This is a genomic window from Nocardioides soli (assembly GCF_014191495.1).
GTDB lineage: Bacteria > Actinomycetota > Actinomycetes > Propionibacteriales > Nocardioidaceae > Nocardioides > Nocardioides soli.
Genome location: NZ_JACHWR010000001.1, coordinates 685,463 through 699,214 on the forward strand (window position 1 = coordinate 685,463; position 13,752 = coordinate 699,214).

Genomic DNA, 13,752 nt, shown 5'->3' on the forward strand with positions numbered 1-13,752 from the left:
AACCCCGCCTCCCCGGGCGAGGTCACCCAGGAAAGCGCCACTCCCACCTCATCCCTTGATGAAGCGTCAGCCGGCCGGCTCAGTGCGCGGCGGTCGACCTGCGCCGCGGGACCAGGTGCAGCACCCCGAGGATGAGCGCGCCGACGATCAGGCCGAAGACCGCGGAGAGCAAGGTGTTCGTGAGCCAGCCCGCGATGCTGCCGAGAGTTCCGTGGAGGGCGTTGTGGACGGCGTGCTCGATGTCGTGGACGAGCTCGTAGGGCGCGTGCCAGCCGAGCTCGTCGAGGCCGACGAGCTCGATGTGGCCGCCGACCCAGAGCATCGCGGCGACGCCGACGACCGAGATGACCGCGAGCAGCCGCGGGGTGCCGACGAGCAGGGCGTGGCCGATCCTGCCGGGCAGGCCGGTGGAGCGCTGGGAGAGCGCCAGGCCGATGTCGTCGAGCTTCACGATGACCGCGACCACGCCGTACACCGCGAGGGTGATGGCGATCGCGACGACGACGAGGATGCCGAGGCGGTTGAGGAAGGGCTCCTCGGCGACCTCGTTGAGCGCGATCACCATGATCTCGGCGGAGAGGATGAGGTCGGTGCGGATCGCGCCCGAGACCATCGCCTTCTCCGCCTCGGCCCCCTCGGCGGTCACCGGCACCGGGTGGTGGTCGTGACCGCGCAGGCGCGCCCAGACCTTCTCGGCGCCCTCGTAGCACAGGTACCCGCCGCCGACCATCAGGATCGGCGTGAGCAGACCGGGCAGGAACTGGCTGAGCAGCAGCGCCACCGGCAGGATGACGAGGAGCTTGTTGCGCAGCGAGCCGATCGTGATCCGCTTGATCATCGGGAGCTCGCGGTCGGCGGTCACGCCGTGGACGTACTGCGGGGTGACCGCGGTGTCGTCGACGACCACGCCCGCCGCCTTCGTGGTCGCCCGGCCCGCGGCCGCACCGATGTCGTCGACGGACGCGGCGGCCATCTTGGCGAGGGCGGCCACGTCGTCGAGCAGTGCGAACAGTCCGCCAGCCATGGCGAAATGCTAGTGGACCCCCCGGGGGGGTCGCGGTGCCGGTTCCCGGCGGGCCCGGCGGGCGGCCGCTCGGGATAGTCCGTCACGTTCCGGTTGTCGTTCGTGCGATCGGGCAGCCAGTTCGTGACGGACTATCCGCTGGGGGCACCCCTCGCGGGGCCGACCCGACCCGGACGACCGAACTCACACCTGAACGACGTAGCTCCCGGACCGCTGCCGAGCCCGGGAGATCGCTAGCGGACCGTCTGGTGGGCGCGGCCCGCGTCGACGCCGGCCTCGATCTCGGCCTGCACCTCGGGCTGTACCTGGTCTTTGGCCGCGGTCAGCGCGACGGCGCGCGTCAGGTGCCGCTCGGCGTAGCCGAGCGGGTCGACCAGCTCGGTCAGCCGGGCGGAGACCGGGCGCCAGGCGAGCAGGAGCGAGAGCAACACGGCACCGACGGTGGTGGCCCCGAACGCGATCACCGGGTGCTGGTCGGCCCAGCCGCCGAAGCCCGCGTAGCCGGCACCCTTCACGAAGAACCCGTGGAAGAGGTAGACGACCAGCGTCGCCGCGCCCATCCGGGCGAACCAGCCGTCGATCCGCGGCACCAGGGCGAAGAACGCCCACGCGCCGAGCGTGCCGATCGCGAGCACCAGGGCCCGCGTCAGCAGCGCCTGTACGTCGTCGCCGTACCCCATCTCGTCGTACCGCGAGCGGTAGTAGAGCCACTCCGTGCTCGCCCAGGCGTCGGTCCAGGTGGTCAGCACCCAGATGCCCACGAACACCGCCACGGCGGCGGCCTGGGCGGGCTTCTTGCGCAACCACTCGAGCCGCTCGGGGGTGGCCTTGAGGCCCATCACGAAGAACGGCAGCAGCCCGAGCACGCGCGCGATGTCGAGGGTGTCGCCCGCGTACATCCCGGCCACCAGGCTGACGCCCACCGCGACCGCGAGCCCGCCCCACATCGGCCGGAAGATCGGGGTGAGGAGTCGCCAGAGGAAGAGGGCCGCGAGGTACCACATCGGCCAGTGCGGATCGCGGAACAGGTCGTCGAGCTCCTCGCCGCCGACGTAGATGCGGAAGATCGCCAACGCGGTCTCGAAGAGCAGGTACGGCACCACCACGGTGCGGAAGAGCTGCCACATCCGCACCTTGCTGTAGACGAAGCCGCGGGAGAGGTATCCGGTGACGAACACGAACGCCGGCACGTGCCACGCGTAGAGGAAGTCGTAGAAGTGCCCGACGACATCGGTGTCGGGCAGCAGCACCCAGGAGTGCCCGACGACGACCAGCGTCACCAGCATCATCTTGGCGTTGTCGAACCACGGGTCGCGGACGGCAGCGGTCGGAGCGGGCATGCTTCCCGCCTACCCGGCGGCGCCGGGGATCAGTCCTCCACGAGGCCGATTCTCAGGTACTCCGCAGCGTAGGTTCCGCTCAGCAGAAGCGAGGCGTACCGGGCCACCTCGGTGGGCGCCTCGGTCGTGACCGTCTCGACCCGGACGCCGCGCTCGGCGGCCGCGGCCCGCAGGCGACCGCGCTGCTCGCGGACCACGGGGTCGTCGACGCCGTCGTCGAGCACGACCAGCACCGGACGCCGGTCGCCGGAGTCCTCGGCGAACGGGTCGTCGAAGACGTCCCGCTGGCGAGCCGCTTCGATGACCGGGAGCAGGTGCTCGGCGTCGCCCGCGAGGGCCGAGCGGCCGGTCGCCCGGCGGATCGACTCCGCGACCCGGCGGGCCGCCCGCGCCGCGAGCACCGAGCCGCCCCACACGATCGGGTTGGCGTCGGCGAGGGCGATCGCGAGCATCTTGGCCGGGTTCACGGCCAGGTCGCGGTGCGGCGAGCAGGCGATCGCGACCGCGTCGAGCGCCTCCGCGACCTGCTCGGCGTCGGCCCGCGGACCGAGCGAGACCCGGTCGAGGTACTCCAGTACGACGACCGCGGTCGCGAGCTGGTCGCGGGTGGCGGTCGGCAGGATCGCGCTCCAGCGACCCGCGGCGTGCTCGGCGACCAGCGAGTCCGGCGGGCAGGCGACGACCAGCTGGCAGCCGCGGCGTACCGCCTCGGCGACCGCCGACGCGGCGCCGGTGTCCGCGCCGTCGGGGGCCAGCACCACCACGAGGTCGAGGCTGCCCGCCCAGCCCGGAAGGCCCGCGGCCGGCCAGGCCACGAAGGGCACCGGGCACCACGGCTCGAGCACCGCGCGCAGCAGCCGCGAGTCGGGGCCGGCGGCCAGGACGGCCCGCGGGCGGGCGAGCTCCACGGCGCGGGCGACCGCCTCGTCGGTGGCCGCCGCCGCCTCACCGGCGGTACGGCGGACCCGGGCGCCCGACTCGGCCAGCGTGCGCAGCACGTGGTCGCCGGCCTCGAGGGCGGCTCCCGCGTCGAGGCGGGACTCGTCGAACCAGGTCGCCATCGCCCCAGCCTCTCGTCGCAGTCCTCAGGACGGCTTGCGCGCCTCGTCGACCAACAGCACCGGTATGTCGTCGCGAACGGGGTAGGCGAGGCCGCAGCCCTGGCAGACCAGCTCCTCCCCCACGACCGCCAGGTCCGCGCGGCAGGCCGGGCAGACGATGATCTCGAGCAGCGCGGGGTCGATGTTGACGGACGAGCTCATCGGTCACTCCTGATCTGGGCGAGCACGGTGTCGCGCACGCGGGACATGGTCTGCTCGTCGCGGCCCTCGGCGTTGAGGCGCAGCAGCGGCTCGGTGTTGGACGGCCGGACGTTGAAGGTCCAGTCGGCGTGGCTGACGGTGAGACCGTCGAGGCGGTCGGTGGTGACGTCGTCCCGTGCGGCGTACGCCGCCTCGATCTCGGCGGTCACCGCCGCCTGGTCGGCGACCGTGGAGTTGATCTCACCGCTGAGCACGTAGCGGTCGTACGCCGCGAGCAGCGCCGAGAGCGGCTGCTCGGTCTCGGCGAGCGCGGCGAGGGTGTGCAGCGCGGCGAGCATGCCGGAGTCGGCACGCCAGAAGTCGCGGAAGTAGAAGTGTCCGCTGTGCTCGCCGCCGAAGATCGCGCCGGTCTCGGCCATGGTGGCCTTGATGAAGGAGTGGCCGACCCGCGTGCGCACGGGGTTGCCGCCCAGCTCACTCACGATCTCGGGCACCGAGCGGCTGGTGATCAGGTTGTGGATCACCGTCGCTCCGGGCTCCTTGGCGAGCTCGCGCGCCGCGATCAGCGCCGTGAGCGTCGACGGCGAGACCGCCCGCCCGCGCTCGTCGACGATGAAACAGCGGTCGGCGTCGCCGTCGAAGGCGAGGCCGATGTCGGCCGCCTCGGCGACGACACGCTGCTGCAGGTCGACGAGGTTGGCCGGCTCGATCGGGTTGGCGTCGTGGTTCGGGAAGGAGCCGTCGAGCTCGAAGTACATCGGCACCAGCTCGACCTGGTCGCCGAGCCGATCGAAGACCGCCGGTGCGGTGTGCCCGGCCATGCCGTTCCCCGCGTCGACGACCACCCGGAGCCGGCGGCCGACGACCGGCGCGAGCGTGAGCAGGTGAGCCGCGTACGCCGCGAGCACGTCGTGCTCGGAGATCGACCCGGCGGGTCCGACCACGGGCCGGGGCTCGGCGACCAGGTCGCGGATCTCGGCCAGGCCCGTCTCCATGCCGATCGGCACGGCGTGGGCGCGACACATCTTGATGCCGTTGTACTGCGCCGGATTGTGGCTCGCGGTGAACATCGCACCCGGGTGCCCGAGGTGGCCGGAGGCGAAGTAGAGCTGGTCGGTCGACGCGAGCCCGATCAGGACGACGTCGGCACCGGCCTCGCTGGCGCCCTGGGCGAACGCGCCGGCCATGCCGGGCGAGCTGGGACGCATGTCGTGGCCCACCACGACCGTCGCCGCCCCGACGACCTGTGCGAACGCGCGGCCGGCGGCCAGCGCGAGCCGCTCGTCGATCTGGTCGGGCACGGTGCCGCGGACGTCGTACGCCTTGAAGACCGCGGCGAGGTTCGTCGGGTCGAGGGTGTCGGCCATGCCTCGGAGCCTATCGAGGACGCGCCAGCGGACTCGATGAAGGTGGTCGAGCGAGCCGCGCGACCGAGGCACGAGGTCACGACCGGCGTGTCGAGAGCGGGACAGTCGCCGAGGCTGAGGCCGAGTCGGGCCGTCAGTCGTTGGTCAGCACCCGCAGGTGCCCGCGCCGGCCGACCTCGCGCCCGGTCTCCTCGGCCGGCGCCACCCGCCGCGGCGCGATCGGCCGAGCGGCCTCGCGGACCGCGTCGGCCAGCGCGAGCAGGTCGTCACTCGTCGGCCCCGGCGCGGTGAGGTCACCCGCGAGCCGCAGCACCTCCCAGCCGCGCGGTGCCGACAGGCGCTCGCTGTGCGCCTCGCACAGGTCGTAGGCGTGCGGCTCGGCGTAGGTGGACAGGGGGCCGAGGACCGCCGTCTGGTCCGCGTAGACATACGTCAGCGTGGCCACCGCGGGACGACCGCAGGCCGTGCGGGAACAGCGGCGGGCAGGACTCACGTCGCAGACGGTACCCCTCGGCACCGACCGCGCCGATTAGGCTCGCGGCATGGAACGACGCCGGCGCACCCGGGACCGTCGGGGGCGCGGGATGCGCGGCCCTGCGGTGCTCCCGGCCGTGCCCGGCCGGCCCGAGCTGCGCACCGCCCGCGAGCGCTTCGACGACATCGCGCTCGGCATCGTCACCGAGGTCGACCGGCGCTGGCAGGACCGGCTCGGCCTCGTCGAGTACGCCGTGGAGGACACCCCCCACCTCCCCGACGACTGGTCCCCGGGCACGGTCCCGCTCTCCTCGCTGGTCCGGGGCACCGGCGCGACGCCGACCCGGCTGGTGCTCTTCCGGCGCCCGATCGAGCACCGCTGCGACAACCGCGCCGAGCTGGAGGGGCTGGTGCTCACCGTCGTGGTCGAGCAGATCGCCGAGCTGCTCGGCATCGACGCCGAGGACGTCGACCCGCGCTACGAGGGCGGGCTGTAGGCCGGCCGACTCGCGTCGAGATCCGTGGACCGGCTGCCGACACGGGGTCCTGACGGCCATCTCGCGGATCTCGACGCCGATGGGGCAGTCGTCAGGGCAGCCCGGGCCGGACGTCGGGCACCAGCCCGTTGCGCACCGGGACGGTCAGCGGCAGCATCGACGCCCCGTTGGCGGAGCTGGTCAGCACCGCTCCGGTCACCGAGGTCCGCTCGGGCAGCACCGAGATCAGCCGGGCGGTGGGCGGCACCTTGACGACCGTGCCGCGGTCGGGCACCACCTCGGCCGTACGGCGGCGCAGCCGGTCGCCGTTCGCGTCGAGGGCCACCACGGTGACAGTGCCGGCCGTCGTGGCGCCGGCGAGCACGACCCGGCGCCGGGCGGCCCCGCGCCCCTCGGCCGGCTGCTTCGGGACGAGCACGGTCGCCTCGGCGTCGAACGAGCTCCCGGCGGTCGCGAAGGAGAGGTCGTTGCCGACGACGGAGCGCAGGGCCGCGCTCACCGGTCCGGAGGAGGTGACCTGGAGGCCGAGGGCGTCCTGACCGACCGCGGCGTTCACGATCGAGGAGACCCGCACCCGCGCCACGCCCCGCGGCGGGACCCGGATCTCCTCGGCGCCGTCGGGGGCGAACACCGACTCGGAGTCGACGACCTTGACCTCGGCCCGGACCTCGTCGTCGCCCGGGTTGGCGATCGCGAGCGTTCGCTGGCCCGTGCCGGGCGCGAGGCCGAGCAGCAGGTTGCTGGTCGCGGGAGCCGGCTGGGCCGGCAGCCAGTCCTGGGTGAGCGGGGCCCGGCCCGGGCGGTCGAAGCGGTCGAGCAGGGCCACCCCGAGCCGGCCGCGGGCGGTGACGACCTCGAGCGCGAGCTCGTCGGTGCGCGGCACCAGGGTGGCCAGGTCGAGCCGCACGGAGCTGCCGCCGGGGACGGAGACGCCGCGCAGCCGGGGCGCCTCCACCACGCCGTTGCGCCCCAGCACGGTGACGTCGGCGACGGCGGTGCCGCCGTCGGGGTTGGTCAGCTCGAGGACCGATCGATGGCTGGCGCCGGCGCCGACGCCGGTGAACCACTGACCCGCCGCCGGCGGCAGACAGGCGGTCACGGCGGGCTCGTCGCCGCCGCCCCGGCCGGCCACCAGGCCCGGCGCGCTGTCGTCCTCGCCGGTCACCGCGACGGCGTCCGGGGCGCGGGTCGTCGTCACCCGGCCCGAGACCAGGTCGGCGTCCTTCGCGTCCTTCCCGAGCCCGACCCGCACCGAGCCGTCCACGTCGTCGGAGACGGTCGTCAGCGCGAGCTCGGGCGCCCCCGGCAGCCCGGCCGGGCAGACGAGGGTGGCCGTGGTCAGCGTGGTGCGCTCCGGTGGCCGGGTGGTGGCCGCGGGCTCGGCCGGGCGCACCAGCAGCAGTGCCGCGACGCTGAGCAGCGGCAGCACCACGGCGAGCACCATGGTCAGGTTGAGTCGGCCGCGCCGGGTGGCGGTACGCCGGCGGCCGCCGGTCGTGCGGGGCTGGGTCATCGGTCGGACCGCCTCGGGTTCGTGGTCGGCAGGCACAGCACGACGACCACTACGACGGCGATGCCCTGCACCACCAGGAGCACCACTCGCAGCCAGGACACCGGCCCCTCCAGCAGCGAGCCGTCGAGCGGCCCGTCGACCTGCCACGCCCGGGTCGTGCGCTTCTCGGCGCTCGCCTGGACGAGTCCGGTCGTGGCGTCGAGGACGGCGGCGACGTCACCGTCGGCGGGCTCGGGCAGCACGACGTACTCGATCCCGCTGGCGCCGAGCCGGTCGACGACCTCGGGCGTCGGCCGGGAGACCAGCGCCCGGACCTCGGCCGTGAAGTCGGCGTCCTCGGCGGTCAGGTTGGTCACCTCGTCCTCGCCGAGGGTGACGCCGTCGCCGCGCCGGACCGTGTAGGTCAGGCCCTCGTCGACCCCGCCCCGGATCACGAGGATGCCGTGCTCGGGGCCCTCCTCGGAGCTCTGCACCATGTAGACGGGGATGTCGGTCTCGATGCCCTCGCCGATGGCGGGGTCGGAGCCGAGCCACCACACCACGCCGCCGACCGGCACCGCGGCGGCCACCACGACCAGGACGCCGCTGAGCACCCGCCGCCAGGCGATGGTCTCCACCCCGAGCCCGACGGCGCCGATCGACGCCGCGACGACGAAGGTGCCCTGGAGCACCAGCAGCAGCACGCCCGGTCCGGCGTCGACGGAGGTGGCGGCGAGGTCGAAGGTGACGGCGCCGAGGAGGGCGGCGAGCACCGCCGTCACCAGTGCCACGACCCAGCAGACGAGCACGGGGATCCGGGTCGCGCGCGGGAGCAGCGCCAGCAGCGCGAGCACGGCGAGCACGAGGCCCAGCCACCAGGGGGCGCCGAGCCCGTCGAGCCGGCCGGCGAGGAGATCGAGGGTGTCGGCCGTCGGCGTCGGCAGGCGGCCGGTGTCGAGCAGCAGGCCCTCGGCCGCCGACCGTTGGATGGCCGGCAGCCACCACGGCGCGAGCAGCACCGGCACCAGGCCGAGCGCCGCCGCGGGCGGACCCCACACCGAGCGGTCGCGCACCGCGCCGCGCACGACGAGCGCTGCGGCCCCGATGACGACCAGGCCGAGGGCGGCGGCCAGGACCCACAGCACGGGTGCGAACGCGGACCCGACGGCGAGCAGCAGGCCCACCCGCCAGGCGGCGCGCCACCGGCGCTCGGCCGCGGGCTCGGCGAAGCCCAGCGCGGCGTGCGCCAGCCAGGGCAGCAGCGCGGCGACCACGACCAGGCCGAGCCGGCCGTCGGACCAGGCCCCGCTCGCGACCGCCACCAGACTCCAGGTGGTCGCACCCCACAGCAGCACCCAGCGCGACGCGCCGGTGAAGACCACCAGGCGGCCGACCACCCTCAGGAAGCGCCACGCGCCCCACAGCCCGACCGGCACCGCGGCGACCAGGACCGCCGACACGGCCGCCGAGGGGCTGCCGCCGAGCAGGGTGGCGAGCAGCGCCATCGGCAGCACGTACGCCGGGGCCGGCACGGCCGTGCCGGTGCCGAGCGGGTGCCAGGTCTCGACCTGGAGCCGCCACCAGTCGCCGACCCCCTGCGGCGCCGGCGACAGGCCCCCGCCGGAGACCGAGCCGAACGCCGTCCGCGCCGCGACCAGGGCGACGATCACGACCAGCGCGACCAGCAGCGCGACGGGGTTGGTGAGGAACCGCGCCACGAGCCCGGTGTCCTCGGCGAGGAGGTCGTCGTCCTCCGGTCCCGGCCGGGGCGCGTAGCTGGCCGGTGCGCGCTCGGCAGCGGCGGCGCGCCGCCGCTCGGCGACGTCCTGGGCCTGGTTGGTCGCGGCGGCGACCAGGTCGCCGAGGAAGTCCAGCCCGTGGCGATAGGGCACCCACCACGGCGAGAGCAGCGGCGCCGCCCGTCGCTCGTCGGCGCCGGGCTGCTCGCGGCGGACCCGGCGAGCCTTGCGCACCTCGCCCGGGTGCGAGTAGAGCGAGAGCAGCGCCGCGAGGTCGTCGAGCGCCTCGCCCACCGATCGCACCAGGACGAAGCCGACCATCCGGAGCAGGGTGCCGAAGGCGAGCCGGAGCACCAGCCACGGCAGCCGCCGGCCGGGCGCGTTCGCGAGCAGCGTGTAGAGCGCCGCCCGCCGCTCCTGGTAGTGGGTGTGTCGTCCGGTCAGGGGGGTACGACGTACGCCCCGGTGCGCCGCCTCGGCGTGGAAGACCACCGCGTCCGGGACGATCAGCGTGGTGTGGCCCGCGGCCGCGGCGCGCCAGCCGAAGTCGATGTCGTTGCCGAAGATCGGCAACTGCTCGTCGAATCCGCCGAGCGTCTCGAGGACGGTACGCCGCACCAGCATGCCCGCGGTGTTGACCGCGAGCACCCGGTGCACCTCGTCGTGCTGGCCCTGGTCGTACTCGCCACGCTCCAGGCCGGTCTCGCGCCGCCCGGTGCCGCTGATGGTGACGCCGAGCTCGAGCAGCCGCTTGAGCGAGGGCCACTCCCGCAGCTTCGGGCCGAGGATGTCGGCCTCCGGGTGCTCGGCGGCGGCCGCCAGGAGCGCCGCCAGCGCGCCCGCATCGGGGTTGGCGTCGTCGTGCAGGATCCAGACCCACTCGGGCGTCTCGCCGCGCTCCCGCAGCCGCTCGAGGCCGCGCCCGACGGCGGCCGGGAACGAGGTCGCCCCGCTCACCCGGAGCACGTCGCCGAAGGCCCGCTCCAGCAGGTCGGGGCTGTCGTCCTTGCTGCCGGTGTCGACCGCGACGACGGCCGTGAGCGGCGCCCGCTGCGCCCGGACCCCGTCGATCACGGCGGGTAGCCAGCGGCCGCCGTCATGACTGACGAGCAGGGCCGCGACGGAGGGAACCACGATCGTGAACCCTAACGGCCACGCGGTCGCGCCCCACCCCCGCGTGCGGCGGCGCCCCACGCCAGGCGGTCGAAGGTCAGACGGCTCGCTTCTTCAGCTTGCGGCGCTCCCGCTCGGAGAGGCCGCCCCAGATCCCGAAGCGCTCGTCGTTCATCAGTGCGTACTCGAGACAGTCGTCGCGGACCTCACAGGTCAGGCAGACCTTCTTGGCCTCCCTGGTCGAGCCCCCCTTCTCAGGGAAGAAGGCCTCGGGATCGGTCTGCGCGCACAGCGCTCGCTCCTGCCATCCAGCTTCCTCGGCGTCCCCGTCGAGGAGAAATAGTTCTCTCACGGCTTTCGCCCTTTCGACCCGGTCTTGCTCCCACATCCCCGAATCACGTGCGGCTCCCGGTAGACCACCGGACCCGGATCACCGCGCCGAGACTCGCGAACGACATTGTGGGAATTACATGCCTGTCGTACCCGCAAAGTCAACCCCGCATCTGCTATGGACCAGCCCGGGAGCCCCGACCGTCGGGCCGCGACCGGGCGTGCGGCAAGGTATCCGCATGCAGAACATCACGGTGCTCTCGGGGGGCATGGGCGGCGCCCGCTTCCTCCAGGGGCTGCTCCACGGGATCGCCACCGGGCGGCTGCCGGGCGTCGCTCCCGATGCGACGGTAACGGTGGTCGCCAACACCGCCGACGACCTGTGGGTCCACGGCCTCAAGGTCTGCCCCGACCTCGACACGGTCATGTACACCCTCGGCGACGGCATCGACACCGGGCGCGGATGGGGCCGCCGCGCCGAGACGTGGAGCGTGAAGGAGGAGCTCGCGATCTACGGCGTGGAGCCGACCTGGTTCGGACTCGGCGACCGCGACATCGCGACCCATCTGGTGCGCACCCAGATGCTCGAAGCCGGCTACCCGCTCTCCGAGGTCACCACCGCGCTGTGCCGGCGCTGGCTGGACCCGGTGTACGGCGACCGGGTGCGACTGCTGCCGATGACCGATGACCGGGTCGAGACCCACGTCGCGATCGCCGACCCCGACTCCCCCAGCGGCCGCCGGGTCGTGCACTTCCAGGAGTACTGGGTGCGACTGCGCGCCTCGGTGCCCGCCGAGATGCTGGTCTTCGTCGGCCTCGACGAGGCCAGCCCAGGACCGGGCGTCGTCGACGCGATCACCGACGCGGACCTGGTCGTGCTGCCGCCCTCCAACCCGGTCGTGTCGGTGGGCACGATCCTCGGCGTCCCGCGGATGCGCGAGGCGCTCGCCGCGACCCGTGCCCCGGTGGTCGGGCTGTCCCCCATCGTCGGGGGCACCCACGTGCGCGGCATGGCCGAGCAGATGCTGACCTCGATCGGCGTCGAGGTCAGCGCCTCCGGTGTCGGCCTCCACTACGGCGCGCGCTCCGCCGGCGGGGTGCTCGACGGCTGGCTCGTCGACGAGGTCGACGCCGACCAGGCGGACCGGGTCGAGGCCGCGGGGCTCCCCTGCCGCGCCGTACCGCTGATGATGACCGACCCGGATGCCACGGCCGCGATGGCCGCGGCCGCGATCGACCTGGTCGCTCGATGAGTGCAGCGACCCGGCTCGAGATCTTCGCCCCCGACGGGGTCCCGGAGGTGGTGGCCGGCGACGACCTGGTCGCCCTTGCGCTCGCGGCCGCCGAGCTCGCGGACGGCGACGTGCTGGTGGTGACCAGCAAGATCGTGAGCAAGGCCGAGGGCCGGCTGCGGCGCGGCAGCCGCGAGGAGGCCCTGGCCGGCGAGACCGTGCGGGTCGTGGCCCGTCGCGGCGAGACCGCGATCGTGCGCAACCGCCTCGGCCTCACGATGGCGGCCGCGGGCATCGACAACTCCAACGTGCCGCTCGGCCAGATCGTGCTGCTGCCCGAGGACCCCGACGGCTCGGCCCGCACGATCCGCGAGGGCATCCACGAGCACGGGGGCGCCAACGTCGCGGTCGTCGTCAGCGACACCGCGGGCCGGGCCTGGCGCGAGGGTCAGACCGACGTCGCGATCGGCGCCGCCGGGCTGGTCGTGGCCGAGGACTTCGCCGGCCGCACCGACGCGCACGGCAACGAGCTGGCGGTGACCCTGCCCGCCGTCGCCGACGAGCTCGCCGGCGCCGCCGAGCTGGCGACCGGCAAGCTCGGCGGCCGCCCGTTCTCCGTCGTCCGCGGACGCGCCGACCTCGTGCTGCCCGCCGGCGAGCACGGCCCGGGCGCCGCGTCCCTGGTGCGGCCCGACGGCGCAGACCTGTTCGGGTACGGCGCCCGCGAGGCCGTCCTCCGCGCGCTGCGGGCGCACGACGACGACCGCCGGCCCTTCGGCGCCCCGGCTCCGGCGACCGAGCTGGCCGCCGCGATCCGCGAGATCGTTGGGCTGGCGCCGTCGCACACCGGTGCCGCCGACGGCGCCCTCGTGGTGACCTATCCGCGGGGCACGAGCCGCGCGCTGAGGGCGCTGGTGTTCGCGCACGGGTGGACGATGAACGCCACCGACCACCCCCATGAGGCGCGATTGCGCCCTGCGGACGTGTGATCCCCCCGTAGACTCTGCCGACGACCGTCCCACGAGCGCCCGAACCGCTCCAGCACGACCGAGGAACACGACGTGGCCAAGCCCGCCAAGACCGACCGCAAGGCGGTCATCGACCAGATGCGCAAGCAGCAGAAGAGTGCCGACCGGCGTCGTGGCGCCGTCATCGTCACGGTCTGCATCCTCGTCGCCGTCGGCATCGTCGCCGCGGCCGTCGTGCCGATCCTCGTGGACAAGTGGGACGACCGCGAGCTCGACAACACCGCGCTGGCCGACATCGGCGAGCCCGTCTCGGCGTGCCAGGACATCGAGACCAAGAAGGCCGACGGCAACCAGAACCACGTGCCGGTCGACACCCCCGTCGACTACACGACCGCGCCGCCGGCGTTCGGGCCGCACTGGAACCAGGCGGGCGTCGCGCCGGCGTCCTTCGCCCGCAAGTTCTACACCCCCGACGACCGCCCCGCGCTCGAGGCGCTGGTGCACAACCTCGAGCACGGCTACGCGATCCTCTGGTACGACGAGACCATCGCCGACGACCAGGCCGCGATGGCCGACATCGAGGCGATCTCGCGCAAGTTCGGCGACGACAACTTCCGCGACAAGTTCGTCGCGGCGCCGTGGCTCTCGACCGACGAGAACGGCAAGAAGTTCCCCGACGGTCAGCACATCGCGATCACGCACTGGTCGGCCGGCGGCAACGGCGTCACCGACCCGGCCAAGCAGGTCGGCGTCTTCCAGTACTGCTCCGGCGTCAGCGGCGCGGCGGTCGAGTCGTTCATGAAGAAGTACCCCTACACCGACTCGCCCGAGCCCAACGCGATGTGAGCGCCCGGCGCCCGAGCTTGCTCGGACGCCAGGTCGAGGAGCGTCGGTCCGGACCGCGCGCCAGCGCG

At 74.0% G+C, this 13,752-nt stretch carries 13 protein-coding genes; 4 read left to right on the top strand and 9 right to left on the bottom strand.

The genetic code is table 11. The annotated features are described in order from the left end of the window. Nucleotides 1-79: 79 nt before the first annotated feature. The 6 genes from FHU40_RS03370 to FHU40_RS03395 all read right to left on the bottom strand — a co-directional run bounded on the left by FHU40_RS03370 (nucleotide 80) and on the right by FHU40_RS03395 (nucleotide 5,486). Nucleotides 80-1,024 (bottom strand): DUF808 domain-containing protein, encoded by a 945-nt coding sequence (locus tag FHU40_RS03370; protein WP_183590858.1) that lies wholly within the window; start codon nucleotides 1,022-1,024, stop codon nucleotides 80-82. 233 nt (nucleotides 1,025-1,257) lie between these two features. Further along, nucleotides 1,258-2,364 carry an acyltransferase family protein gene (locus tag FHU40_RS03375; protein WP_183590859.1) on the bottom strand — a complete coding sequence of 369 codons (1,107 nt, stop codon included), beginning with the start codon at nucleotides 2,362-2,364 and terminating at the stop codon, nucleotides 1,258-1,260. 29 nt (nucleotides 2,365-2,393) lie between these two features. Continuing rightward, on the bottom strand, nucleotides 2,394-3,425 hold the full coding sequence (locus FHU40_RS03380; RefSeq protein ID WP_183590860.1) for an SIS domain-containing protein: 1,032 nt from the start codon (nucleotides 3,423-3,425) through the stop codon (nucleotides 2,394-2,396). A gap of 24 nt (nucleotides 3,426-3,449) precedes the next feature. Continuing rightward, nucleotides 3,450-3,626 carry a Trm112 family protein gene (locus FHU40_RS03385; protein WP_183590861.1) on the bottom strand — a complete coding sequence of 59 codons (177 nt, stop codon included), beginning with the start codon at nucleotides 3,624-3,626 and terminating at the stop codon, nucleotides 3,450-3,452. Beyond that, nucleotides 3,623-4,993 (bottom strand): phosphomannomutase/phosphoglucomutase, encoded by a 1,371-nt coding sequence (locus FHU40_RS03390; RefSeq protein WP_183590862.1) that lies wholly within the window; start codon nucleotides 4,991-4,993, stop codon nucleotides 3,623-3,625. Before FHU40_RS03390 ends, FHU40_RS03385 begins: the two co-directional genes overlap by 4 nt. Nucleotides 4,994-5,126: 133 nt before the next feature. Then, complete coding sequence (locus FHU40_RS03395) at nucleotides 5,127-5,486, bottom strand: DUF3499 family protein (RefSeq protein WP_183590863.1); 360 nt, start codon at nucleotides 5,484-5,486, stop codon at nucleotides 5,127-5,129. Nucleotides 5,487-5,535: 49 nt separating this feature from the next. Between FHU40_RS03395 and FHU40_RS03400 the strand changes: the two genes are divergently transcribed. Next, nucleotides 5,536-5,964: a metallopeptidase family protein gene (locus FHU40_RS03400; protein WP_246389925.1), complete on the top strand. Its 429-nt coding sequence runs from the start codon at nucleotides 5,536-5,538 to the stop codon at nucleotides 5,962-5,964. A gap of 91 nt (nucleotides 5,965-6,055) precedes the next feature. On the opposite strand, the gene FHU40_RS03405 is transcribed toward FHU40_RS03400, so the two are convergent. The 3 genes from FHU40_RS03405 to FHU40_RS03415 form a co-directional block, all read right to left on the bottom strand. Then, nucleotides 6,056-7,477, bottom strand: coding sequence for a DUF5719 family protein (locus FHU40_RS03405; RefSeq protein WP_183590864.1), 1,422 nt, complete (start codon nucleotides 7,475-7,477; stop codon nucleotides 6,056-6,058). Further along, complete coding sequence (locus FHU40_RS03410) at nucleotides 7,474-10,329, bottom strand: glycosyltransferase (RefSeq protein ID WP_183590865.1); 2,856 nt, start codon at nucleotides 10,327-10,329, stop codon at nucleotides 7,474-7,476. Before FHU40_RS03410 ends, FHU40_RS03405 begins: the two co-directional genes overlap by 4 nt. Nucleotides 10,330-10,405: 76 nt before the next feature. After that, nucleotides 10,406-10,660: a WhiB family transcriptional regulator gene (locus FHU40_RS03415; protein WP_011754873.1), complete on the bottom strand. Its 255-nt coding sequence runs from the start codon at nucleotides 10,658-10,660 to the stop codon at nucleotides 10,406-10,408. Between the two features lie 217 nt (nucleotides 10,661-10,877). Here FHU40_RS03415 and cofD point away from each other — a divergent pair, with 217 nt between their 5' ends. From cofD to FHU40_RS03430, 3 genes are all read left to right on the top strand, one after another. Next, complete coding sequence (gene cofD / locus FHU40_RS03420) at nucleotides 10,878-11,891, top strand: 2-phospho-L-lactate transferase (RefSeq protein ID WP_183590866.1); 1,014 nt, start codon at nucleotides 10,878-10,880, stop codon at nucleotides 11,889-11,891. Beyond that, on the top strand, nucleotides 11,888-12,859 hold the full coding sequence (locus tag FHU40_RS03425) for a coenzyme F420-0:L-glutamate ligase (RefSeq protein ID WP_183590867.1): 972 nt from the start codon (nucleotides 11,888-11,890) through the stop codon (nucleotides 12,857-12,859). Before cofD ends, FHU40_RS03425 begins: the two co-directional genes overlap by 4 nt. 72 nt (nucleotides 12,860-12,931) lie before the next feature. Further along, entirely contained in the window at nucleotides 12,932-13,684 is a 753-nt protein-coding gene (locus FHU40_RS03430) for a DUF3105 domain-containing protein (protein ID WP_183590868.1), read from the top strand. The last annotated feature ends 68 nt before the right edge of the window (nucleotides 13,685-13,752 follow it).